Raw genomic sequence first — 23,130 nt, forward strand, 5'->3', positions numbered from 1 at the left:
CTCCCCCCCGCCCCGCCCCGCCGCCCGCCGCCCCGGGGGGCGGGGCGGCCCCCCCCCCCCCCCCACGATCAGGTGACCTGATCGTGCACCCCCTCACACCAGGAGCTGGGCGGAGGCGAGCTCGCGGTAGAGCGGGCTGTTCTCCACCAGCTCGTCGTGGGTGCCGCGCGCGACGACGCGGCCGCCGTCGAGCACCACGATCTGGTCGCTGTCGAGCACGGTCGACAGCCGGTGGGCGACCACCAGCAGCGCCCGGTCGGCGGCCGCGGCGGCGAGCGTCTCGCGCAGCAGCCCCTCGTTGCGGGCGTCGAGGCTGGCGGTCGGCTCGTCGAGCAGCAGCAGCGCCGGGCGGGCCAGCAGCGACCGGGCGATGGCCAGCCGCTGCCGCTCGCCGCCGGACAGCAGCACGCCCTCGTCGCCGACCGGCACGTCCAGCCCGCGCGGGGAGCGCTGCACCACACCGGTCAGGCCGACCTCGGCGAGCACCGCCCACAGCTCGTCGTCGGCGGCGTGCGGCGCGGCCAGCAGCAGGTTCTCCCGCACCATGCCGGCCAGCACCGGCGCCTCCTGCTCGACGTAGCCCAGCTGCGCGCGCAGCGCCGCCCGCGGCAGCTCGCGGACGTCGGTGCCGGCCCACCGGATCGCGCCGCCGGTCAGCGGGTAGAAGCCCTCGACCAGCGCCAGCACCGTCGACTTGCCGGCACCCGAGGGCCCGACCAGCGCGACCCGGCTGCCCGCCGGCACGGTGAGGGAGACCCCGTCGAGCACCCGGGTGCCGTCGGGGTAGCTGAACGAGACGCCGTCGAGCTCGAGCAGCGGGACCCCGGCCGCCGGCACCCGGGGCGCCGTCGTGGCCGCGCCGCCGGCCTCGGGGACGTCGTCGCGCTCGGGCTCGAGGACGAGCACCTCCTGGATGCGGGCCAGCGCCCCCAGCCCGGTCTGCAGCTGCGTCCACGCCGAGACCGCCTGGCCCAGCGGCATCACCAGCAGGAACAGGTAGAGGATGAACGCCACCAGGTCGGCGACGGCGATCGAGCCGGTGGCCACCCGGTAGCCGCCCAGCCCCAGCACGGCGAGGAACGCGCCCTGGACGGCGATCGAGCCCGCGGGCTGCACGAGCGCCTGCACCCGGGCCACCGCCACGCCGGCGCGGTAGGCCCGCTGCGCGCTGACCCCGACGGCGTCGACCTCCCGCGCGGTCGCGCCGCTGGCGCGGATGGTGCGCACCGCCGACAGCGCGCGCTCCACGGCCGCCGTCATCGCGCCGACCTCGTCCTGCGCCCGGCGCGACAGCGCGCGCACCCGCCGGCTGCTGGCCACCACGACGGTCATGCCGACGGCGACGGCGGTGACGGTCACCAGCAGCAGCCAGACGTCGACCAGGGCCATCGCCACCAGCGCGCCGACGGCGACCACCGCCGAGCCGGCCACCTCGATGACGCCGGAGGTGACCGTGGCCCGCAGCAGCGTGGTGTCCGCGCCGACCCGGGACATCAGGTCGCCGGTGCGGCGGCGGTCGTACTCGGCCACCGGCAGCCGCAGCAGCCGGTCGGCGACCGTCCGGCGGGTGGAGAGGACGACGCCCTCCCCCGTGCGCTGCAGCAGGTAGGACTGGACCGCGCTGAGCACCGCCCCGGCGACGAGCACCAGCAGGAGCAGCGAGACGACGGGCAGCAGCGGGTCACCGGCGCCGACGGCGGAGATGACCCGGCCGGTGAGCGCCGGCTGGGCCAGCGCCGCCGCCGCGCCCACCAGGGACAGCCCCGCCGCCAGCAGCAGCGGCCGGCGGTGCGGGCGGACCAGCGGCAGCAGCTCGCGCAGCCCCGCGGCCGGCGCCTGCTCGGCAGCGGTCCCGGGAGTGGTCACGGAGCGATCAGAAGACGCCGGCGAGCGCGGCCACCATCGCGCCCAGCAGCCGGGCGTGGTGCTCGATGAGCTCGGGACGCTGGCCGTCGGGGCGGACGGCGGCGAGGTGGCCGGCCGCGGTCCAGAACTCGTCGCCGTCGTCGCTGCCCATCAGCAGGCCGCGCACCGTCGCGTCCTCCACCAGCCGCCGCACGCCCGGGCCGTCCTCCGCGGCCAGCAGCACCCAGCGGGCGTCGAAGGCGGGGTCGCCGCTCGGGACGTGCAGCAGGCCGCCGGTGCGGTGCCGCCAGAACCGGGCCGGCGAGAGGCGCAGCGGGGGCAGCGGCAGCAGCACCGGCGCCGCGGTGACCGCGTACTCGGGCACCGTCGTCCGCTTGTCGACGAAGACGACGTCGAACGCGACGAGCTCGAGGGTGCCGGCGCGGCCGCGCATCACCCCGGCGGGGCGGTGGTCCCGGCTCGCCCGCACCGGGGCGGTGGCCACCAGCTCGGCGAGGACGGCGTCCTGCGGTGCGGTCCCGTCGGAGATCTCCCAGCCCTGCTGCAGCGCCCAGCCCTGCGCGCCGACGGGGTCGCCCTGGTAGCGGAACACCTGCTCGACGACGCCGGGGGTGCGCGGGCGGCGGGCGGGCGGCGCCCAGGTCACCGGTCCCGGGCCGGCGGCCGGCTCGCGCTCACCGTCCCGCGGGCCGCCGGGCTCGCCGTCGCCGAGGTGGGCCGGCTCCTGCCAGCCGCCGCGGTCGCGGGGGTCGTCGTCGCGGGAGTCGTCGTCGCGGGGGTCGTCGTCGTGCGGCCGGTCGTCGCGCGGGCTGCTCATCGGGGCACCGTCCTCATCCGTACGTGTCGCGGGGGCCCCGTCCGCGGACCGACCGCGGGCCCTTCTTCCAGCTCGGGGCCGTCGGTCCGACAACGCGCAACCGGGTCACCACGTCCCCGCCGACCGAGGCGCGCAGCCGGGCCAGGATCGTGGGGGCGAGCAGCCGCAGCTGGGTGGCCCACGCCGTGGACTCGGCGACGACGAGCAACTCGCCCTCGGTGAGGGTCTCGGGCCGGCAGTGCGCCGCGATGTCGGGGCCGACCAGCGCCGACCAGCGGCCGAACACCGCGCCGACGCGGGTGTTCTCGGTCCAGTCCTGCGCGCTGACCAGCGAGTCGACCAGCCGGGCCAGCGGCTGCGGGTCGTCGTCGCCCGGGCGCGGGCCGGTCCAGTTCCGCCGCGGGCCGGCCACCCGGCGGCGGGTGGGCGCCGGGCGCGCCGCCGAGGCCGCGCGGGCCGCCTCCAGCGCGGCGCGGGCGATGTCGCTGGGCCGTGCGGGCCGCTCGTCGCTCACTCGGGTCCCTCCTCGTCGGCCACCAGGACGGCCGTGCCCGCGCCGACCTCCACCCGCGCGCCGCGCAGCTCCCCGGGCACGTCGTCGAGGACCGCGGCGGTGATGAGGGTCTGCTCGGCGGAGCGGGCGACGTCGGCCAGGGCGGCCCGCCGGCCGGCGTCGAGAGTGGCGAAGACGTCGTCGAGGACGAGCACCGGCTCCTCGCCGTCGGCGCGCAGCAGCGCGAAGCAGCCGAGCTTGAGAGCCAGCGCCAGCGACCACGACTCGCCGTGGCTGGCGAACCCCTTGGCCGGCGCGGGCCCCAGGTGCAGCACGAGGTCGTCGCGGTGCGGGCCGACCAGCGTCATGCCGCGGTCGACCTCCTCGCGGCGCCGCTCGGCGATCCGCTCGCGCAGCGCCGCCGACAGGTCGCCCGCCCGCGGCGTCGGCTCCCCGGCGGCCAGCGGGGCGCCGTCACCGGCCAGCGGCACGGTGCTCGCGTAGCCGAGGCCGGCGGCCGCGGCACCCGGCCCGGCGACGGCGGCGTAGGACCGGGCGACGTGCGGGGCCAGGTCGGCCACCAGCGCCAGGCGGGCGGCCAGCAGCTGCCCGCCGAGCTCGACCAGGTGGGCGTCCCAGACGTCGAGCGTGGCCAGCGCATCACCGCGGGCCAGCCGCGCGGTCTTGAGCAGGGCGTTGCGCTGCCGCAGCACCCGGTCGTAGTCGCTGCGCACCCCGGCCAGCCGCGGCGTGCGGCTGACCAGCAGGTCGTCGAGGAACCGCCGCCGCTCGGCCGGGTCGCCGCGGACCAGCGCGAGGTCCTCGGGTGCGAACAGCACGCTCTTGACCAGGCCGAGCAGCTCGCGCGGCCGCGGCAGCGGGGAGCGGTTGACCCGGACGCGGTTGGCCCGGCCCGGGTTGACCTCCACCTCCACCAACAGCTCGCGGTCCTCGCGGCGCAGCGCCGCCCGCACCACCGCCTGGCCCGCGCCGTGCCGGACCAGCGGCGCGTCGCCGGACACCCGGTGGCTGCCCAGGGTCGCGAGGTAGCCGACCGCCTCGACGAGATTGGTCTTGCCCTCGCCGTTGCGGCCGACGAACACGGTGGGACCGGGCCGCAGGGCGAGGTCGACCTTCTCCCAGCTGCGGAAGTCGACGAGCTGCAGGTGCCGGACGTACACCTCAGCCCCCGAGTGGTGAGGTGCTGGAACGGCCCCCCTGCAGGGTCCCGCCGCGAGCCTGCGAGGGGCGGGGGGCAGGGGGGTCCTTCCTCATGCGGGGCGCTCGACCTCCTGCGCCTGGACCGCGTGGACGGCGTGCCCGCCGAACTGCTGGCGCAGCGCGGCGACGGCCTTCATGGTCGGCGAGTCCTCCTGGCGGGAGACGAACCGCGCGAACAGCGACGCGGCGATCGTCGGCATGGGGACGGCGTGGTCGATGGCCTCCTGGACCGTCCAGCGGCCCTCGCCGGAGTCGTTGGCGTACCCGGTGATCTTCTCCAGGGCGGGATCCTCCTGCAGCGCGCGGACCAGCAGGTCCAGCAGCCAGGACCGGATCACGGTGCCCTGCGTCCACGAGGCGACGACACCGGGGACGTCCTCGATCAGGTCGACGGCGGCCAGCAGCTCGTAGCCCTCGCCGTAGGCCTGCATGAGCGCGTACTCGATGCCGTTGTGGACCATCTTCGCGTAGTGGCCGGCGCCCACCGGGCCGGCGTGCACGAAGCCCGCGCCGGGCATCTCCTGGCCCGACTCGTCGGTCGGTGACGGCGGCCGCAGCGCGTCGAAGACCGGCTGCACCTTGGCGACGTCCTCCGTCGACCCGCCGACCATGAGCGCGTAGCCGTTCTCCAGGCCCCACACCCCGCCGGAGACGCCGCAGTCGACGTAGCCGACGCCCTTCTCCCCGAGCATCTGCGCGTGCACCTTGTCGTCGGTGAACTTCGAGTTCCCGCCGTCGACGACGACGTCGCCGGGCTCCAGCAGCTCACCGAGCTGGCGCACCGTCTCCCGGGTCGGGTCCCCCGCCGGGACCATCACCCACACCACCCGCGGCGCCGACAGCGCGCCGACGAGCGCCTCGAGGCTGTCGACGTCGCGCTTCTCCGGGTGGTGGTCGAAGCCGACCACCTCGTGACCCGCGCGGCGCAGCCGCGTGGCCATGTTGCCGCCCATCTTGCCCAGCCCGATCAGCCCCAGCTGCACGGCTCCGTCCTTCCCTCGCAGGTCGTCATGGCGCGGGCGCACGCGACGGTGCGGTGCCCGCGGGCTGTGCGGTGCCCGCGTCGGCTGCCGGGGACACCTCGCGCGGCCGCTAGCCGGGCAGGCGCACCGGCATGATCAGGTAGCGGTAGCTGCCGGGCCGCTCGGCCGGGCGGCCGCCGTCGGCGTCGTCGGCGGCCGGCTCCTCCACGCCGGAGAGCACGGCCGGCTTGAGCGGGCTGGTGAAGTCCATCCGCGCCCGGCCGGTGTGCACCGCGGCGAGCCCGTCGAGCAGGAACGTCGGGTTGAAGCCGATGGTCAGCGGGTCGCCGTCGAACTCGACGTCGCAGCGCTCCTCGGCCTGGCCCTCGTCGTCGCTGCCGCCGGCGCGCAGGGTGACCTGGCCGGGGGTGAACTCGCAGCGCAGCGGCGTGCCCCGCTCGGCGACCAGCGCCACGCGCTTGGCGGCGTCGGTGAACTGCACGACCGGCAGGGTCGCGCTCGCGCTGGACTCCGACGGCATGATCGCGCGGTACTTGACGAACTCGGCGTCGAGCAGCCGGGTGGTGGTCTGCCGGTCCTTGCCCGACAGGCCCAGGATGCCCTCGCCCGAGCCGCCCGAGGACAGCGAGACGGTGATCTCCGGGCCGCTGGTCAGCGTGCGCGCGGCGTCGGCCAGCGTGCGCGCCGGCACCAGCACCGCGGCCGAGATCCCGGGGGTCTCCGGCCGCCAGGCGAACTCGCGCACCGCCAGCCGGTAGCGGTCGGTGGCCGCCAGCGTCACCCGGTCGTCCTCGATCTCCAGGCGCACGCCGGTGAGCATGGGCAGGGTGTCGTCGCGCCCGGCGGCGACGGCGACCTGGCCGACCGCCTCGGCGAAGACGTCGCTGTCGACGACGCCGGCCGACGACGGCATGGCCGGCAGCGACGGGTAGTCCTCCGCCGGCAGCGTCGGCAGGCTGAACCGCGCGTTGCCGCAGGTGATCGACAGCCGGGGGCCCTCGGCGCGGATGTCGACCGGGTGCGGCGGCAGCGCGCGGGTGATCTCGGCCAGCAGCCGCCCCGGGACGAGCACCCGCCCGCTCTCGGCGGCCTGCACGTCGACCTCCGCGCGGGCGGAGACCTCGTAGTCGAAGCCGGACACCGACAGCTGGCTGCCGTCGACCTCCAGCAGGATGCCGGCCAGCACCGGCACGGACGGGCGCGGCGGCAGGCTGCGCGCCGTCCACGCGACGGCATCGGCGAGCACCTCGCGTGTCACCCGGAACTCCATGACCGACCCACCCCAGCTCTGCACGGTCCACTGCTGTCGTCTGCGCACCCGCGGTCCCCGGCGTCCGTGCGGGCCGGGGGTGGTGCTCTGCCGCTTCCTGCGGGGTCATCGTGCCCGTCGGGGCCGACAGGGGGGAAGCCGGGACCCGATCAGGCGTTCCCTCCCGTCCCTCCAGCCTGCTCCTCTCCCGTGCCGTCGTCGTCCCTGCTGCCGCTCTCCCGGGCCCCCGGGCCGGAGCGTCCCCAGCCCTACTGGGGTTCAAGGACTCCCCGAGATACATCCCTCATCTCCGTCATCACTGGTGTGGAAGCTGGGGATCGAGGCCCTTCGTGCAGGTCAGCGCCCGAGTCGACATGTTGGCTCGGTGTGGGCAACCGGCGTTCCGCTGTTGTCGACACGTGGACATCTCGACGGCCGTGCACAGCCACCCCCCGTCGTCCACGCGCTGTCCCCGGTCCTCCCCCGGGATGTCCCCAGTCCGTGCCCACCCCGGGCCGCGTGCCCGCTCCGGACGGCCGCGAGGCGGCCCCGGGACCCTGCCCGGGGTGGGGACGGCGGCGCGGCGGGAGTCCGAACGCGCAGGTCGGGGCCGTGTTCCGGCTGGGTTCACACGCTGGGGAGTGACCTGGGGACGACACGGCGTGACGCGGCGGGACCGGCACCCGCGGTCACACCCTGATCACGATCTCCCCAGGGTGTGCACATCCCTGGGGACAACTCCTCGACGTGTCGACAGCCGCGAGGCAGGTGACCGGCCGCGAAACCGCGGTCCGCCGCGGCACGGCGACCCGTCCACACCGCCGTCGGCTTGTGGACAGCCGACGGCCGCCGTCCACCGCGGGGTGCGCGGGGACGGCGGCCGGAGGAGCGGGAGGCGAGGACGCCGGGCGACGGCGGGGCGCCGGCGCTACTGGCGGGCGCGGCTCTTGATGCGGGCGGTCAGCTCGGTGACCTGCGTGTACGTCGCCCGGCGCTCGCTCATCAGGTTGGTGATCTTCTTGACGGCGTGCATGACCGTGGTGTGGTCCTTGCCGCCGAAGGAGGCACCGATGCGCGGCAGCGACAGCTCGGTCAGCTCCCGGCACAGGTACATCGCGATCTGGCGGGCGTTGACCAGCGTGCGGCTGCGGTTGGAGCCCTGCAGCTCCTCCATCGTCACGGAGAAGTACTCCGCGGTCGCCGCCATGATGATCGCCGCGGTGATCTGCGGGCCCTGCTCGTCGCTGATGAGGTCCTTGAGCACCAGCTCGGCCAGCGGCAGGTCGACCTGCTGCTTGTTGAGGCTGGCGAAGGCGGTCACCCGGATGAGGGCGCCCTCGAGCTCGCGGATGTTGGTCTGCACCTTGCTGGCGATGAACTCCAGCACCGGGTCGGGCACCTGCAGGCGCTCGCCGTAGGCCTTCTTCCGGAGGATGGCGATGCGGGTCTCCAGGTCCGGGGCCTGGACGTCGGTGATCAGACCCCACTCGAACCGCGTGCGCAGCCGGTCCTCCAGCGTCGTCAGCTTCTTCGGCGCCCGGTCGGAGGTGATGACGATCTGCTTGCTGGCGTTGTGGAGCGTGTTGAAGGTGTGGAAGAACTCCTCCTGCGTCCGCTCGGCGCGCTCCAGGAACTGGATGTCGTCGATGAGCAGGAAGTCGATGTCCCGGTAACGCCGGCGGAAGTCCTCGGCCCGCCCGGAGTGCACCAGGTTGATGAACTCGTTGGTGAACTCCTCGGTGCTGACGTAGCGCACCCGCACGTTGGGGAACATCCGCGCCGCGTAGTGGCCGATGGCGTGCAGCAGGTGGGTCTTGCCCAGCCCGGAGTCGCCGTAGACGAACAGCGGGTTGTAGGCCCGTGCCGGGGCCTCGGCCACCGCCACCGCCGCCGCGTGGGCGAACCGGTTGCTGTTGCCGATGACGAAACTGTCGAAGACGTACTTGGGGTTGAGCCCCGGGTCCTGACCGACCGGCGGGCGGCGGTCGCCGAACAGCGGCACCGCCCCGCCGCCGCGGGTGCCCGGGCGGCGCGGGGCCGCCTCGGCCTCGTCGGGTGCGGTGTCCGCGCCGTCGTCGCCGAGGTCGAAGGGCAGCACCTCGGCGCCCTCGCCCGGGCGCACGCCGCGCCGCCGGCCGGAGCCGCGCGGGCGGACCGCGGGGCTCCAGTCGCTGCCGCCCCACTCCCCCGCGCCGTCGGCGGGCTCCCCGCCGGGCGCGGCGACCGGCGGGTACGGCTCGAACGGCGCCTCGGGCGAGGGCCGGCCGTCGGCCCGCGCCGGCTCGTAGCGGCCGCCGTAGGGGTCCCCGGTCCGGGGGGCGCCGTAGGGCTCCTCGCCGTACCGCTCGCCGTCGCGCCCCCCGCGCGGGGCGTCGGCGGGGTCGAACGCGGGGCCGTCGAACGGGGAGCGCTCCAGTGGGCGGGCGTCGCTGCGCACCCCGAAGGCGCTGCGGCCGTCGTCCTCGCGCTCGCGGTCCTCGTCGGTGAGCTCGTCGGCCGGCGGCGTCCACGGCCGGCGGGTGGGGGGCGGGGGCTCCTGGCCGGCGTCGGCCGGGCTGTCCTCCAGCTGGATCGCGACGCCGATGTCGCGGCCGAGCTGCTCGGACAGCGCCTCGGCCAGCACCCGGCGCATGCGGGACTCCAGCACGGTCTGGGTGAACTCGTTGGGGGCGGCGAGCACCGCGGTGCCCCCCACCAGACCCACCGGCCGGGTGAGGTTGAGCATCGCGTTCTGCTGCCGGGTCAGGCTGGTCGACAGCCGTCCGCGGACCGAGTCCCAGACCTCCGCCAGGTCAACCGTGGCATCGGCCATGACCGTGTCCTCCCCAAGCTGTTCTCGTCCCCGGAACCGACCTCCGTGCGCCCCCGGGTCCCGGCGCCGCGGCTGCCCGGTTGTGGACATCCGGACACACGGGTTCCACACGAGTGTCCACAGGCTGTGCACGACCGGCGACACGGCGCCTTGTCGACTCGCGGGTGCGGGTCGGTACCGGCGTCGTCGCTGGTCGGGAGGGAGGTCGGGAGACGGCTCGGGGCGGACGGCGGTCGGTCGACCGGATGGTCGGCTCGCGGACCGGACAGGGCTGCCCGGTCCAGAGCGGGGGCGACGCTAACAGCCCCGTCCACAGCCCGGCAACGACGCCGGGGTGCCGGTGGGGCGCGCGGTGCGCGTGTCGTTCGGCGTGTCGTCCCTCGACCGTCGGCGCGCCGACACCATCCGTCCGCCCGGCCGGTGCAGCCTGGCGGGTCGGCCCGGCCGGGGCGGCTCCGCGGGGGTGCCCGTGGGGATCCGGCCCGCGCCGGCGGCGGGATCGGCCCGGCCCCTGGTTATGATGGGCGGAGTCCGTGCGCCCGTCCTCCCGTGGAGGGCGGAGCCGCGCGGAGCCCGCCACCGGGGCCCGGTACGCGGATCGCGCCGATCCGACCGTGCCCCGCCGCGTGCCTGCCCCCCGGCGGGCCCGCACCGCCGACGTCCTGCCGTAGGAGTACCCCGTGAGCAAGCGCACCTTCCAGCCGAACAACCGCCGCCGGTCGAAGACCCACGGCTTCCGGCTGCGGATGCGCACCCGCGCGGGCCGCGCGATCCTCGCCGGCCGTCGCCGCAAGGGTCGCGAGAAGCTCTCCGCCTGAGGTGCTGCCCGCGCAGGCCCGCCTGCGCCGGCGTCCGGAGTTCACCGCGGTCGTCCGGTCGGGCCGGCGTGCCGGTCGGCCGACCATGGTGCTCCACTACCTCCCCGTCCGACCCCCGGTCTCCCCGGCCGGGGGTCTCGACGTGTCCGGGGACGCCGCCGCAGCGGTCGGGACGGCCGCACCCGGGCCCCGCGCCGGGTTCGTGGTCGGCCGGGCGGTCGGCAACTCCGTGGTCCGCCACCGCGTGACCCGGCGGCTGCGCGCGGCCGTCCGCGAGGAGCTGCCCCGGCTGCCGGCCACCGCCGACCTGGTGGTCCGCGCCCGGCCCGAGGCCGGGACGGCCTCGTGGCAGACGCTGCGCCGCGACCTCGCCGCGGGCCTGGACCGGTTGCTCGCCGAGCGGACCCGGTCGTGAGCGCCCGCCCGCCGGAGGGGTCCGTGCGCCGGGGCCCGCTCGCCCGCGCGCTGCTGGCCTCGATCGGCTTCTACTCCCGGGCGATCAGCCCGGCCCTGCCACCGCGCTGCCGCTTCGCACCCACCTGCAGCGCCTACGCCGCCGAGGCGGTCGCCGTGCACGGCGCCGGCCGCGGGTCCTGGCTGGCGCTGCGGCGGCTGCTCAAGTGCGCGCCCTGGCACCCCGGGGGCTTCGACCCCGTCCCGGCGCCCCGACCCGGGCGCACCACCCCCGGAACCGGCGGCGACGGCCGCACGTCGATGACAGCGGCACCCTCCTCGGGAGCCGCCGCCGACGTCGCGCGTCGTCCCGCCCCCGAGACCCCGCCGGCTGACCGCCGGTCCCCGCAGCAGGAGGCTGGCGTTGCTTGACTGGCTGTACACCGCGATCGCCTTCGTCATGAAGACGTGGCACTCGGTGTTCTCGACGTTCCTCGACCCGGCCGGCGGCCTCACCTGGGCGCTGTCGATCGTGTTCCTCGTCGTCACCGTGCGCCTGATCCTGTTCCCGCTGTTCGTCAAGCAGATCAAGAGCCAGCGGGCGATGCAGGAGATCCAGCCGGAGATCCAGAAGCTGCGCAAGCAGTACGGGGCCGACCGGCAGGGCTTCAGCCAGGCGATGATGCAGCTGCAGAAGGAGCGCGGGGTCAACCCGCTGGCCGGCTGCCTGCCGATCCTGCCGCAGATCCCGGTCTTCCTCTCGCTGTTCCACGTGCTGCGCCGCCTGCAGCCCGGCGCCCAGGGGCTCTACAGCTGGAGCTACGAGCTCACCCAGCAGGCGGCCTCGGCCAAGCTGTTCGGGGTCGCCCCCATCTCCGCGTCGTTCACCATGACCGGGGACAAGGCCGACGCCGTCCTCGCCATCCCCGGGGTCACCCAGGGCGGCATCCGCGCCGTCGCGCTGACCCTCATGGTGATCATGTGCGTGACCACCTACGTCACGCAGAAGCAGATCATGAAGCGCTCCGGCCCGGTCGAGGGCCAGGCCGCCATGGTGCAGAAGCTGCTGCTCTACGGCATGCCGGTCAGCCTCTTCGTCACCGGCTTCTTCTTCCCGATCGGCGTCCTGCTCTACTGGATGACCAACAACCTGTGGACCCTCGGTCAGCAGTTCTTCATCCTGCGCAGGATGCCCCCGCCCGGCTCCCCCGCCGCCCAGGCCAAGGCCGCGGCCGAGAAGCCCGTCGTCGACCCGAAGACCCTGGCTCCGAAGCCCGGCGCCAAGCCGGTCCGCACTCCCAAGGGCGGCCGCCCGGCCACCCCGGGGGTCGCCCTCACCAAGGGCGGTGACGGCACCCCGGCCGTGGACGGCGGCGGGAACGGCGCGGACGGTGCCACCGTGGAGCCGACCACCGCGGGACCGGCCGACGCTCCCCCGGCCGACAGCACCCCCGGCAGCGGCTCCCCCGGCGGCGGTGCGACCGCCGCGGGCAGCACCGCGGCCGGCGCCAAGGGCGCACGCGGCGCCGGCAAGGGCCCCCGCCCGGCTCCCCGCGCGCCGCACGGCCGCCCCGCCGGCACCGGCGGCAAGCGCAAGCGCCGCTGAGCCCGCGTCCGGCGGCTCCGCCCCGGACGCCCCCGCCGGCCCGTGCCCGCCGTTCCCCGACGGCGCCGGCCGGCTCCCTGACCACCGGGTCCGCCCGGCTGCCCCCACCGACTGGAGGTTCCTCCGTGAGCGTTCCGCACTCCCCCGCCACCGACACCGCCGCGACCGCCGAGGCCACCTCCGGCGCGGTCCTCAGCCCCGCGACCGGCGTGCCGGACGGGCCCGCCGACCTCCCCGACACCGACGAGACCGGCGCCGACGCGACCCTCGAGCCGGCCGACGAGGTGGCCGTCACGGGCGGCCGCAGCGGCGGCACCGAGCTGCTGGTCCGCGAGGGCGACGTGGCCGGCGACTACCTCGAGCGCCTGCTCGACATCCTCGACGTCGACGGCGACATCGACCTCGACGTGGAGGGCGACCGGGCCTCGGTGGCCATCGTCGGCGGCGAGCTCGACGACCTCGTGGGCTCCGACGGCGCGGTGCTCGAGGCGCTGCAGGAGCTCACCCGGCTGGCCGTGGCGCAGTCCACCGGCGTGCGCAGCCGGCTGATGCTCGACATCGGCGGCTACCGCGCCCGCCGCCGCGCCTCCCTGACCGCCATGGCCGCCGAGGCCGCCGAGCGGGTGGCCGAGAGCGGGCAGGCCGAGCGGCTGGCGCCGATGAACCCGTTCGAGCGCAAGGTCGTCCACGACGTCATCGCCGGTGTCGCCGGCGTCCGCAGCGAGTCGGAGGGTGAGGAGCCCAACCGGCGCGTCGTGGTCCTGCCGGAGCGGTGAGCGACGCACCCGCCCCGCCCGCCCCACCCGACCCGGAGGTCGCGGCCGCGGTGTTCGGGGCGGCGCTGCCCGACGCCGAGCGCTACGTCGCCCGCCTGGCCTCCGACGGCGTCACCCGCGGGCTCATCGGCCCGCGGGAGGTGCCGCGGCTGTGGGAGCGGCACGTGCTCAACAGCGCCGCGGTGGCCGAGGCGGTCCCGGCCGACGCCCGGGTGGTCGACGTCGGCAGCGGCGCCGGCCTGCCCGGGATCCCGCTGGCGCTGGCCCGGCCCGACCTGCGGCTGACGCTGGTCGAGCCGATGGCCCGCCGCGTGGAGTTCCTCGAGGAGGTCGTCGCCGAGCTCGGCGTCGGCTGGCGGGTCGTGCGCGGCCGCGCCGAGGAGCGCTCGGTCGTCACCGCCGTCGGGCCGGTCGACGTCGTCACGGCACGGGCGGTGGCCGCCCTCCCCCGGCTGGTCGGCTGGTGCCGCGGCCTGCTGCGGCCCGGGGCCCGGCTGGTCGCCCTGGTCGGGGCCCGCGCCGTCGAGGAGCTGCCCGCGATGCTCCCGGAGCTGCACGCGTCGGGGATGCGGGACGTACACGCCCGGGCTGTCGGCGCCGACCTCGGGGAGGCTGCCACTACCGTGGTGGTGATGACGCGTGGCCCGCGCTGAGGCTGCGGAGCAGGCGGGACCCGTTCCACGGCACGTCGTTCCACGTGGAACCCGAGCACGACTACCCGACCCGTTCCACGTGAAACGGGTCGGCAGGGAGGACCTGCGATGACCGACCCGGGCCAGCGGCTGCGCAGCAGCCTCGCCGCCGACTCGGCAGCCGGCGCCGCACCGGAGTTCGACAGTCCCATCGCCATGGAGGCGCTGCGGGCCACCCGGGTGCTGCACGCCGCCGACCAGGAGCCCTTCCCCGTACCCGGCCGGATCCGGGTCATCACCGTCGCCAACCAGAAGGGCGGCGTCGGCAAGACCACCTCGACGGTCAACCTCGGCGTCGCGCTCGCCCTCTACGGCCTGCGGGCCCTGGTCATCGACCTCGACCCGCAGGGCAACACGAGCACCGCCCTCGGGGTCGAGCACACGGTCGGGACGCCGTCGATCTACGACGCCCTCGTCGGCGACAGCTCCCTGGCCGACGTCGTCCACCCGACGACGGCGAGCCCCAACCTGCGGTGCGTCCCGGCGACGATCGACCTGGCCGGCGCGGAGATCGAGCTGGTCTCCGTCGTCGCCCGCGAGTACCGGCTGCGCCGCGCGATCGAGGGCTACATCCACGCCCTGCCCGAGGAGCAGCGGCCGCACTACGTGCTCATCGACTGCCCGCCGTCGCTGGGCCTGCTCACCCTCAACGCGCTGGTGGCCGGCGACGAGGTGCTCATCCCGATCCAGTGCGAGTACTACGCGCTGGAGGGGCTGGGCCAGCTGCTCAACAACATCGAGCTGGTGCGCGCGCACCTCAACCCGGGGATCGCCGTGCGCACCATCCTGCTGACGATGTACGACGCCCGGACCAAGCTCGCCGACCAGGTCGCCGAGGAGGTCCGCAGCCACTTCGGTGACCTGGTGCTGGCCACGGTGATCCCGCGCAACGTCCGGGTGTCGGAGGCGCCGGGGTACGGCCAGTCCGTGCTCACCTACGACCCCGGCTCGCGGGGCTCGACCAGCTACGTGGAGGCCGCCCGGGAGCTCGCCGAGCGGGGCGTGCACCTGGTGCCGGAGTCCGACCCTCGGCCGATGAGGACTCCGCCTCCCCCGCCGCCGGCGACCGCGCCGATGCCGGTGGTCCGGCCTGCCACCGGGCCGGTGCCGCGGGCCGTCCCCGGCGCCGACGCCGCCGTCGTGCCCGTTCCCACCTCCGTCGACGAGGAGACCCGATGAGCAAGCGTGGCGGCCTCGGCCGGGGTCTGGCTGCGCTCATCCCCACCAGCGCCCCGCCGGTGGAGCAGCCGCCCCTGCCCGAGACCGACGCACCGGTCGCCGCGCCCGAGACGCCCGAGGCCGCTGAGACGGGCGGGACGCCCGCCCCGGTGACGCTGCTGCCCCCGGCCGCGCAGGCCGCCGCCACGGTCGCCGCGCAGGCCGTGTCGTCCGGTGCGGCGGCCGTCGGCGTCCCCGGGGCGCAGCTGCGCGAGGTGGCGGTGGGCGACGTCGTCCCCAACCCCCGCCAGCCCCGGCAGGTGTTCGACGACGAGGCGCTCGAGGAGCTCACCCACTCGGTGCGCGAGTTCGGGCTGCTGCAGCCGGTCGTGGTCCGCGAGGGCGCGGAGGGCCGCTACGAGCTCATCATGGGCGAGCGGCGGCTGCGGGCCGCCCGGGCCGCGGGGCTGGAGACCGTGCCGGCGATCGTCCGCGAGACCGAGGACGACGCCCTGCTGCGCGACGCCCTGCTGGAGAACATCCACCGGGTCCAGCTCAACCCGCTGGAGGAGGCCGCGGCCTACCAGCAGCTGCTCGAGGAGTTCGGCGCCACCCACGAGGAGCTGGCGCAGCGGATCGGCCGCAGCCGCTCGCAGGTCACCAACACGATCCGGCTGCTCAAGCTGCCGGTGAAGGTGCAGACGCGGGTCGCCGCCGGGGTCATCTCCGCCGGTCACGCGCGAGCGCTGCTGGGGCTCGACGACGCCGAGGCCCAGGATGCGCTGGCCACCCGGATCGTCGCCGAGGGGCTGTCGGTCCGGGCCACCGAGGAGGCGGTCGCGCTCGCCGCGGCCGAGCAGCCGGCCTCCCGCCGCCGCGCCCGCCGGATCAGCGCGCCGGGGGTCGAGGACCTCGCCGGCCGGCTCTCCGACGTCTTCGAGACGAAGGTCAAGATCCAGATCGGCCGGGCCAAGGGCCGCATCGTGGTCGAGTTCGGCTCGGTCGACGACCTGCAGCGCATCATCGGCCAGATGGCCCCCGACGTGGCCGGACGCCGCGAGGAGTCCTGACCCGCCGTAGTCGGCAGAACACGACAGAGGCCCGGTTTCCGTCACAGCGGAAACCGGGCCTCCGGCGTCGTTCAGCGGGGAGTGCCCGCCCGGCGGGTGAGCAGCTCGGAGAGGACCTCGCCGAGGTCGTGCCCGGCGGCCTCGACGGCCATCGGGAACATCGACGTCTCGGTCAGCCCCGGGGAGACGTTCACCTCCAGGAAGTGCACCTCGCCGTCCGGGGCGACGATCGCGTCGGTGCGGGAGAGGTCGGCCAGGCCCAGCGCCTCGTGCACCCGCACCGCGAGGTCGGCCGCACGGGCGGCGACGTCGTCGGCCAGCCGGGCCGGCGCGTGGTACTCGGTGAGCCCGGGGGTGTAGCGGGCGGTGTAGTCGAAGACGCCGGACTCCGGCGCGATCTCCACCGCCGGCAGCGCCCGGGGGCCCTCGCCGAGGTCGACCACCGACAGCGCCACCTCGACGCCGTCGACGAACCGCTCCACGAGCACCGTGTCGCCGTAGGCGAAGCAGCTGACCATCGCGGCGGGCAGGTCCTCGACCCGGGTGACCTTCTGCGCGCCCAGCGCGGAGCCACCGGAGGCCGGCTTGACCATCAGCGGCAGCCCGAGGCGGGCCACGATGAGGTCGAGCACCGCGCCGGCGCCCAGCTCGCGGAAGGTGCTGTGCGGCAGCGCCACCCAGTCCGGCGTCGGCAGGCCGGCGCCGCGCACGACCGACTTGGCGGCCGGCTTGTCCCAGGCCAGCCGGCAGGCCGCGGCCGGGGAGCCGACGTAGGGGACGCCGGCCAGGTCGAGGACCGCGCGCAGGGCGCCGTCCTCCCCGGTGGCGCCGTGCAGGGCGATGAAGACGGCGTCGGCGGGGGCGGCGGCCAGGCCCGGCAGCAGCTCGGCGTCGGCGTCGCGCAGCTCGGCCTCCACCCCGACGCGGGCCAGCTCCTCGACCACCTGGGTGCCCGAGGACAGGCTGACCTCGCGCTCGAAGGTCAGGCCACCGGCCAGGACGACGGCGCGCAGGGGGGTCTCCTCGGAGGTCGCGGTCGGGACGGCGGGAGCGGCGGGCTCGGTCACGGGTGGGTGTCCTCGATCCGGTCGCTGCTGGCGGGCCCGACGATGGTGCCGGGAGCGGTCCCGGGCCGGCCGACGGCGCGGAAGGTCCCGGTGTCGACGGCGTCGAAGGTGGAGTGCAGGTCCAGCTCGGCCTCGATGACCCGGGCCAGCCGGCGCACGCCCTCGCGGATCTGGTCGGGCTCGGGGTAGCAGTAGGACAGCCGCATGAACTCGCGGCCCGAGCCGTCGGCGTAGAAGCCGATGCCGGGGACGTAGGCGACGTGCGCGCCCACCGCCCGGGGCTGCATGAGCTTGCTGTCCAGGCCGTGCGGCAGCTTCAGCCACACGTAGAAGCCGCCGTCGGGGCGGGTCCAGGTGGTGCCCGGGGGCATGAGCGCGTCCAGCGACTCCAGCGTGGCGTCGCGGCGCTCGCGGTAGAGCTCGGTGAACAGCTTGATCTGCTCGCGCCAGGGCTGGGTGTCGAGGTAGCGGGCGACGGCGTACTGCGTCAGCGACGGCGGGCAGAGCACCTGCGCCTCGGTGGCCAGCACCAGCTTCTCGCGGACGGCGAGCGGCGCGAGGACCCAGCCGACCCGCAGGCCCGGGGAGAAGGTCTTGGAGAACGAGCCGAGGTAGACGACCCGCTGGGCGTTGCGGGCGCGCAGCGCGCGGTGCGGCTCGTGGTCGAAGCCGAGCAGGCCGTAGGGGTTGTCCTCGATGACCAGCAGGTCGTAGCGGTCGGCGATGTCGACGATCGCCTGGCGCCGCGGCTCGGACAGCGTGACGCCGGCCGGGTTGTGGTAGTTGGGCACCGTGTAGAGGAACTTCACCCGGTCGCCGTTGGCGCGGCACTCCAGCAGCGCCTGCTCCAGCGCCTCGGGGATCAGCCCGTCGTCGTCCATGGGCACGTGCCGCACCCGGGCCTCGGCGGCCTGGAAGACGCCGAGCGCGCCGACGTAGGACGGACCCTCGGCGAGGACGACGTCGCCGGGGTCGACGAACACGCGGGTGACCAGGTCCAGACCCTGCTGGGAGCCGACGGTGACCACGACGTCGCTGGGCGAGGCGTCGGTGATGCCCTCGAGCGCCATGACGTCGCAGATCCGCTCCCGCAGCCGGGGGTCGCCCTGACCGGAGCCGTACTGCAGGGTCTGCGCGCCCATGCCGCTGACCAGCTCGCCGATCATCGAGCCGACGGCGTCGAGCGGGAGTGCGGTGACCGCGGGCATGCCGCCGGCCAGCGACACCACCTCGGGCCGGCTGACGACGGAGAAGAGGGCACGGATCTCCGAGCTCTTCATGCCGTGCGTGCGGGCTGCGTACCGGTCGGCCAGCGGGTCCAGCCGCGGGTGGCGGGGGATCACGTGCCCGTGCTGCTGCGGCGGGGTGCGGTGCGGCTGGCCGTGCGACGGCGGGGTGGAGGCCACGGACCGAGTGTAGGGAGGCGCCTGCCGGGGGCCGGTCGACACGGCCGGTGAGACGGACCCGTCCGCCCCCCGCCGTCCCACCCACCCCACGGGCACCGCCGTCGGGGCCGGCTGCCGTCCTCCCTTCCCGCAGCGCGTCCTCCCGCACGTCCCACCGTCGGGTAGGACGCGCCACGATCAGGTCACCTGATCGTGGCGGACCCCGCTACGCCCGCTGGGGCAGCACGAACGTGCCGGTCGGCGGGTCGGCGTCGGCGGGCAGGACGAGCCGCTGGACGGCGGCCAGGACGGCGGAGGCCACCGTGCCGCGCAGCCGGGCGTCGAGCAGCAGCAGCCGGTCGACGGGGTGGGACAGGTAGCCGCAGTCGAGCCGGACGGCGGGCATGCGGGTCCAGCGCAGCAGGTCCCAGGTCTTGGGGTGCCCGCCGAGGTCGAGCATGCCGGTGCGGGCCACGACCTCGCGGCGGGCGAGGTCGGCGAACCGCTCCCCCACCGTCGACGACGTCCCCGAGCCGGTGCCGTAGTAGTAGCTGGCCACCCCGCGGGCGTGCTCGGAGCCGTGCGCGTCCATGTGCAGCGAGATGAACAGGTCGGCGCGGGCGTCGTTGGCGAACGCGGTCCGCTGCTCGGGCGTGGGGTCCTGGTCGCGGCCGCGGGTCAGGTAGACCGTGGCGCCGGCGGCGGCCAGCCGGCCCTCGATCCGGCGGGCGAGGTCGAGGACCAGGTCGGCCTCGGTGGTCTCCCCGGCGGTGAAGCCGGGGTCGGTGCCGCCGTGACCGGGGTCGACGACGATTCGCCGGCCGATCAGGTGCGGGCCGCTGTCGACCAGGCTGGCGCTCTGCCGCAGCAGCTGGGGGCGCCCGCCGGTGACCTTGCGGCCGAGCTGGCGCAGCGCCCGCAGGGTCGCCGGGCCGCAGGTGCCGTCGGCGGACAGGCCGTAGTCGCGCTGGAACGCCCGCAGCCCCTCCTCGGTCTCGCGGCCGAAGATGCCGTCGGCGGGGCCGGCGTCGTAGCCGAGCTCGAGGAGGCGCTCCTGCAGGCCCGTGACGTCGTCGCCGCGCACCGGCCGCTCGGGGTCGTGGTGCAGCAGCCGGTCGCCCAGCGACCAGCGCGCCTCCGACAGCGCGCGGTAGGTCTCCTCGCCCACCCGGCCGTCGACCGACAGCCCGCGGACCTGCTGGAAGTGGCGCACGGCGAGCTCGGTGGCCCGGTCGTAGACCTCGGGGCCGGCCGACGGGCCGGCACCGCCGGGCTCCAGCAGGCCGAGGCTGCGCAGGGCGGACTGGACGTCGGACACCGCGGGCCCGCTGCTGCCCGGACCCAGCGGCTGCATGCTGCTCTCGCTACCCATCGTGCGCACGATTGTCCCGTGCGCGACACCGTCCGGCCCGGCGGGGTCCCCGCGCGCGTGCCGTGCGACGACGAGGGCCCGCTCCTCCGGGTGGAGGAACGGGCCCGGCGACGCACTGGAACGGCCCCTCCGCGGGGGCCGGTGTCAGCGGATGTAGTCGGCGAGGTCGGAGAGGATCGCGCCCTTGGGCTTGGCGCCGATGATGCTCTTGACCGGCTTGCCGCCCTGGAAGACGGTCATCGTCGGGATCGACATGACCTGGTAGTCGCGGGCGATCTGCGGGTTCTCGTCGATGTTGAGCTTGGCGATCGTGAGCTTCTCGCCGTGCTCCTTGGCGATCTCCTCCAGCACGGGGGCGACCATCTTGCACGGTCCGCACCACTCCGCCCAGAAGTCGACGAGGACGGGCTTGTCGCTGCCCAGCACCTCGTTGGCGAAGGTCGCGTCGGTGACCGTCACGGTGTTGCCTGCCATGGTCGTTCTCCCTCTCGGTCTGTCGAGGTCTGGGGTGGGCCTCCGGGGTGGAGAACCCCGGAGTGCCGTGGGGTATGCCCGGTTCAGCGCTCGTCGAAGGTCTCGGCCAGCCAGCGCTCGGCGTCGATGGCCGCCGAGGCGCCGGTGCCGGCCGAGGTGATCGCCTGGCGGTACACGTGGTCGACCACGTCACCGCAGGCGAAGACGCCGTCGATGTTGGTGCGGGTGGTGGGGTGCTCGACCTGGATGTAGCCCTCGTCGTCGAGCTTGAGCTGGCCGACGAACAGCTCGCTGCGCGGGTCGTGGCCGATGGCCACGAACACGCCGGACACCGGGACCTCCTCGGTGGTGCCGGTGGCCACGTCGGTGAGCTGCACGCCGGAGACGGTCTGCTCGCCCAGGACGTCGGTGACCTGCTTGCCGAGCTGCCACTGGATCTTGTCGTTGTCCTGCGCGCGCTTCTGCATGATCTTCGAGGCGCGCAGCTCCTGGCGGCGGTGGACGACGGTCACCGACTTGGCGAAGCGGGTGAGGAAGGTGGCCTCCTCCATCGCCGAGTCACCGCCGCCGACGACGACGATGTCCTGGTCGCGGAAGAAGAAGCCGTCACAGGTGGCACAGGCGGACACGCCGCGGCCGAGGAGGCGCTGCTCGTTGTCCAGGCCCAGGTACCGGTACTTCGACCCGGTGGCCACGATGACCGCGTGCGCCCGGTGCACCTCGTCGCCGACCTTCACGATCTTCGGGGTGGCGGTGAGGTCGACCTCGGTGACGTCGCGGGCCACGAGCTCGGCGCCGAAGCGCTCGGCCTGGGTGCGCATGTCGTCCATCAGCTGCGGGCCCTGGACGCCCTCGGGGAAGCCCGGGAAGTTCTCGACCTCGGTGGTCGTCATCAGGGCGCCGCCGAACTGGGAGCCCTCGAAGACCAGCGGGTGCAGATTGGCGCGCGCGGCGTAGACCGCCGCGGTGTAACCGGCCGGGCCGGAGCCGATGATGATCAGGTCACGGACCCCGTCGTGCTCCGCCGGCGGGATCACCGGCGTGGTGATCTCGGTGGTGGTGGCGGGGCCGGGGGTCGGCTGGGGATCGGTCACGCGCGGCACAACGCCCGATCCTAGGGGCGCATTCCCGGATCGGGGCTGGTGAGGCGCCCGACACGTCAGCCCGCGGGGGTGACGGCGACCTCCGCGATCGACCCGGCGAAGCCGTCCTCGGCGGGCACCAGACCGGTCACCCACACCAGCACGAACTGCGTGGTGACCGGCTCCTCGAGGGCGAACTCGGCGGTGCCGTCGACGGTGCCGCCGGCCGCGACGGGGAAGGCGTCGAGGTCGCCGTCGGCGGACTCGCCGGTGCGGACCTCCACGGTGATGCCGGGGGTGGTCGTGGTCACGGTGACCCCGCCGACCGGCTGCGCCGAGCCGAGGTCGAGGACCAGCCCGACGCCGGGCTTGAGGTTGCCGAAGGCCGGCGAGCCCCGGTAGCTCAGCGTCGACCACGCGGTGGCCGGGTCCCCGTCGGTGGCCAGCGGCACGTCGCCGTCGTTCTCGGGCTCGCCGTCGCCGAAGGGGTCGAAGACCCGGCCGGAGGTGACGGCCAGCGGGGCGCCGGGGTCGGCCGCGGGCGCGGCGCTGTCCTCGGCGGGCGCGCTGCTGGACGCCGACGGCCGGGGCGCGGGCGCCCGGTCGACCGAGTCGGCCACCGAGAGCAGGTTGGTGCCCACCCACCAGGCCAGCAGCACCACGACGGCCAGCGCGACCAGCGGCAGGACGACCACCAGCAGCCGGCGGGAGCGGGCCGGGCGGTCGTCGGCGTCGTCGTCGGCCGTGCCGGTGAACACCGCGTCGTCACCCGCGCCGAGCACCCCGCCGTCCTCGGCCGGCGCCGGGGCGGGGCGGCCGGGGGGCACGGGCGGGAGGACGGCGGGGTCGAGGCGGTGCGGCCGCTCCTCGGCGCCGGGCGCGGGCGCGGGGGCGGGCGACGGCGGGACGAGCGTGCGGTCCTCGGCGGTGGTCTCCCCCTCGGTGTCGCGGTGCTCGCGCAGCCGGCGCAGCCAGCCGCTGTCGCTCTCGTCGCGGTCGCGGACGGGCACCGAGGCGTGCCCGCCGCGGGGCCGCTCGGCGAGCAGGGCGGCCATCGCCGCGGCGCTGGCCAGCCGGGCGCCCGGCTCGGTGGACCGCGCGCGGCGCACCAGGGCGGCCAGGTCCGGCTGGGGGATGACCGGGGGCGGCGAGGGCAGGCCGTCGGGCCCGGTGACACCGGTGCGGCGGCCGGTCAGGCAGTACTCGAGCAGGGCGCCGAGCGCGGCGATGTCCTCCTGGACGCTGCCGGTGGCGGCTGGCACGGCGCGCAGCCCGACCAGCCCGTTGGGGCGCAGCACGACCGTCTCCGGGCCCAGCCCGCCGACGGCGAGCCCGACCCGGTGCGCCTCGGCGACGCCCTCGGCCAGCCGGCGCAGCACGGTGCGCGCCTGCCGCTCGTCCATCGGCCCGTCGGCGAGCCGCTCGGCGAGGGTCTCCCCCTCGATCCACTCGTTGACGACGTAGGCGACGCCGCCCTCGCCCCCGGTGCCCTCGGAGGCGTCGTAGACCATCGCCAGGGCAGGCGTGGCCAGGCCGCCGGCGGTCAGCGCCCGGGCGATCCAGGCCCGCGCGGGCGGCCCGCCGGGGACGTGCACGCGGATGGCGACGTCGCGGTTGAGGACGCGGTCGCGGGCCCGCCAGCAGTGGATGACACCGGTCTCGGTGGACTCCTCGACGCCGACCTGGTCCAGCGGCCGGTAGCGGTCGGGGAGTCCGGTGATCGTGGCGGTCACGGACGCTTCCGTCCCCCTGTCCCTCTCCGGCCGGTGGCGCGCTGCCCCGGGGCCGGTGTCCCC

General features: G+C 75.7%; 21 protein-coding genes. 8 read left to right on the plus strand and 13 right to left on the minus strand.

All coding sequences use genetic code 11. From position 1 onward, the window contains the following. Positions 1-93 precede the first annotated feature (93 nt). The 7 genes from ACI8AD_RS14225 to dnaA form a co-directional block, all read right to left on the minus strand. Entirely contained in the window at positions 94-1,866 is a 1,773-nt protein-coding gene (locus ACI8AD_RS14225) for an ABC transporter ATP-binding protein (protein WP_456871177.1), read from the minus strand. 7 nt (positions 1,867-1,873) lie between these two features. After that, positions 1,874-2,683 (minus strand): hypothetical protein, encoded by an 810-nt coding sequence (locus tag ACI8AD_RS14230; RefSeq protein WP_456871178.1) that lies wholly within the window; start codon positions 2,681-2,683, stop codon positions 1,874-1,876. A gap of 13 nt (positions 2,684-2,696) precedes the next feature. Then, complete coding sequence (locus tag ACI8AD_RS14235) at positions 2,697-3,197, minus strand: DUF721 domain-containing protein (protein ID WP_089405451.1); 501 nt, start codon at positions 3,195-3,197, stop codon at positions 2,697-2,699. Beyond that, a complete protein-coding gene (recF, locus tag ACI8AD_RS14240) occupies positions 3,194-4,357 on the minus strand; it encodes a DNA replication/repair protein RecF (RefSeq protein ID WP_456871179.1) in 1,164 nt (387 codons plus the stop codon). The genes ACI8AD_RS14235 and recF overlap by 4 nt, the downstream gene beginning before the upstream one ends. A gap of 90 nt (positions 4,358-4,447) precedes the next feature. Further along, the gene (gene gnd / locus ACI8AD_RS14245) at positions 4,448-5,380 is read right to left on the minus strand and encodes a phosphogluconate dehydrogenase (NAD(+)-dependent, decarboxylating) (RefSeq protein WP_456871180.1); all 933 of its coding nucleotides are present in this window, start codon (positions 5,378-5,380) and stop codon (positions 4,448-4,450) included. 109 nt (positions 5,381-5,489) lie between these two features. Next, positions 5,490-6,674 (minus strand): DNA polymerase III subunit beta, encoded by a 1,185-nt coding sequence (gene dnaN / locus ACI8AD_RS14250; RefSeq protein WP_456871181.1) that lies wholly within the window; start codon positions 6,672-6,674, stop codon positions 5,490-5,492. Positions 6,675-7,557: 883 nt separating this feature from the next. After that, on the minus strand, positions 7,558-9,441 hold the full coding sequence (dnaA, locus tag ACI8AD_RS14255) for a chromosomal replication initiator protein DnaA (RefSeq protein ID WP_456871182.1): 1,884 nt from the start codon (positions 9,439-9,441) through the stop codon (positions 7,558-7,560). A 680-nt stretch (positions 9,442-10,121) separates the two neighbouring features. On the opposite strand from dnaA, the gene rpmH reads away from it, so the two are divergent. The 8 genes from rpmH to ACI8AD_RS14295 all read left to right on the plus strand — a co-directional run bounded on the left by rpmH (position 10,122) and on the right by ACI8AD_RS14295 (position 15,954). Beyond that, entirely contained in the window at positions 10,122-10,259 is a 138-nt protein-coding gene (gene rpmH / locus ACI8AD_RS14260; protein ID WP_040338882.1) for a 50S ribosomal protein L34, read from the plus strand. A gap of 1 nt (position 10,260) precedes the next feature. Beyond that, positions 10,261-10,674 (plus strand): ribonuclease P protein component, encoded by a 414-nt coding sequence (rnpA, locus tag ACI8AD_RS14265; RefSeq protein ID WP_456871183.1) that lies wholly within the window; start codon positions 10,261-10,263, stop codon positions 10,672-10,674. Between the two features lie 23 nt (positions 10,675-10,697). Further along, complete coding sequence (gene yidD / locus ACI8AD_RS14270; protein WP_456871184.1) at positions 10,698-11,084, plus strand: membrane protein insertion efficiency factor YidD; 387 nt, start codon at positions 10,698-10,700, stop codon at positions 11,082-11,084. Then, the gene (gene yidC / locus ACI8AD_RS14275; protein WP_456871185.1) at positions 11,077-12,258 is read left to right on the plus strand and encodes a membrane protein insertase YidC; all 1,182 of its coding nucleotides are present in this window, start codon (positions 11,077-11,079) and stop codon (positions 12,256-12,258) included. The genes yidD and yidC overlap by 8 nt, the downstream gene beginning before the upstream one ends. Positions 12,259-12,383: 125 nt before the next feature. Then, complete coding sequence (locus ACI8AD_RS14280) at positions 12,384-13,034, plus strand: Jag family protein (protein WP_456871186.1); 651 nt, start codon at positions 12,384-12,386, stop codon at positions 13,032-13,034. Beyond that, a complete protein-coding gene (gene rsmG / locus ACI8AD_RS14285) occupies positions 13,031-13,687 on the plus strand; it encodes a 16S rRNA (guanine(527)-N(7))-methyltransferase RsmG (protein WP_456871187.1) in 657 nt (218 codons plus the stop codon). The genes ACI8AD_RS14280 and rsmG overlap by 4 nt, the downstream gene beginning before the upstream one ends. A gap of 108 nt (positions 13,688-13,795) precedes the next feature. Further along, the gene (locus tag ACI8AD_RS14290) at positions 13,796-14,905 is read left to right on the plus strand and encodes a ParA family protein (RefSeq protein WP_456871188.1); all 1,110 of its coding nucleotides are present in this window, start codon (positions 13,796-13,798) and stop codon (positions 14,903-14,905) included. Beyond that, entirely contained in the window at positions 14,902-15,954 is a 1,053-nt protein-coding gene (locus ACI8AD_RS14295; protein ID WP_456871189.1) for a ParB/RepB/Spo0J family partition protein, read from the plus strand. Before ACI8AD_RS14290 ends, ACI8AD_RS14295 begins: the two co-directional genes overlap by 4 nt. A 71-nt stretch (positions 15,955-16,025) precedes the next feature. Here the strand turns inward: ACI8AD_RS14295 and ACI8AD_RS14300 are convergent, their stop codons facing one another. The 6 genes from ACI8AD_RS14300 to ACI8AD_RS14325 all read right to left on the minus strand — a co-directional run bounded on the left by ACI8AD_RS14300 (position 16,026) and on the right by ACI8AD_RS14325 (position 23,067). After that, the gene (locus ACI8AD_RS14300; protein WP_456871190.1) at positions 16,026-17,021 is read right to left on the minus strand and encodes a D-alanine--D-alanine ligase family protein; all 996 of its coding nucleotides are present in this window, start codon (positions 17,019-17,021) and stop codon (positions 16,026-16,028) included. Further along, positions 17,018-18,427: an aminotransferase-like domain-containing protein gene (locus tag ACI8AD_RS14305; RefSeq protein ID WP_456871191.1), complete on the minus strand. Its 1,410-nt coding sequence runs from the start codon at positions 18,425-18,427 to the stop codon at positions 17,018-17,020. The genes ACI8AD_RS14300 and ACI8AD_RS14305 overlap by 4 nt, the downstream gene beginning before the upstream one ends. Positions 18,428-18,632: 205 nt before the next feature. Further along, complete coding sequence (locus tag ACI8AD_RS14310) at positions 18,633-19,778, minus strand: N-acetylmuramoyl-L-alanine amidase (protein WP_456871192.1); 1,146 nt, start codon at positions 19,776-19,778, stop codon at positions 18,633-18,635. A gap of 144 nt (positions 19,779-19,922) precedes the next feature. Beyond that, entirely contained in the window at positions 19,923-20,252 is a 330-nt protein-coding gene (trxA, locus tag ACI8AD_RS14315) for a thioredoxin (protein WP_089405465.1), read from the minus strand. An 83-nt stretch (positions 20,253-20,335) separates the two neighbouring features. Further along, positions 20,336-21,346: a thioredoxin-disulfide reductase gene (trxB, locus tag ACI8AD_RS14320; protein ID WP_456871193.1), complete on the minus strand. Its 1,011-nt coding sequence runs from the start codon at positions 21,344-21,346 to the stop codon at positions 20,336-20,338. A gap of 65 nt (positions 21,347-21,411) precedes the next feature. Beyond that, entirely contained in the window at positions 21,412-23,067 is a 1,656-nt protein-coding gene (locus tag ACI8AD_RS14325; RefSeq protein WP_456871194.1) for a hypothetical protein, read from the minus strand. Positions 23,068-23,130: the final 63 nt, after the last annotated feature.

It is taken from the genome of Geodermatophilus sp. SYSU D00766 (assembly GCF_054049915.1).

Coding starts and splice junctions, on each gene's coding strand:
- ACI8AD_RS14230 (WP_456871178.1), bottom strand. CDS start 2,683: ATGAGCAGCCCGCGCGACGACCGGCCGCACGACGACGACCCCCGCGAC.
- dnaA (WP_456871182.1), bottom strand. CDS start 9,441: ATGGCCGATGCCACGGTTGACCTGGCGGAGGTCTGGGACTCGGTCCGC.
- ACI8AD_RS14290 (WP_456871188.1), top strand. CDS start 13,796: ATGACCGACCCGGGCCAGCGGCTGCGCAGCAGCCTCGCCGCCGACTCG.
- ACI8AD_RS14295 (WP_456871189.1), top strand. CDS start 14,902: ATGAGCAAGCGTGGCGGCCTCGGCCGGGGTCTGGCTGCGCTCATCCCC.
- ACI8AD_RS14310 (WP_456871192.1), bottom strand. CDS start 19,778: ATGGGTAGCGAGAGCAGCATGCAGCCGCTGGGTCCGGGCAGCAGCGGG.
- trxA (WP_089405465.1), bottom strand. CDS start 20,252: ATGGCAGGCAACACCGTGACGGTCACCGACGCGACCTTCGCCAACGAG.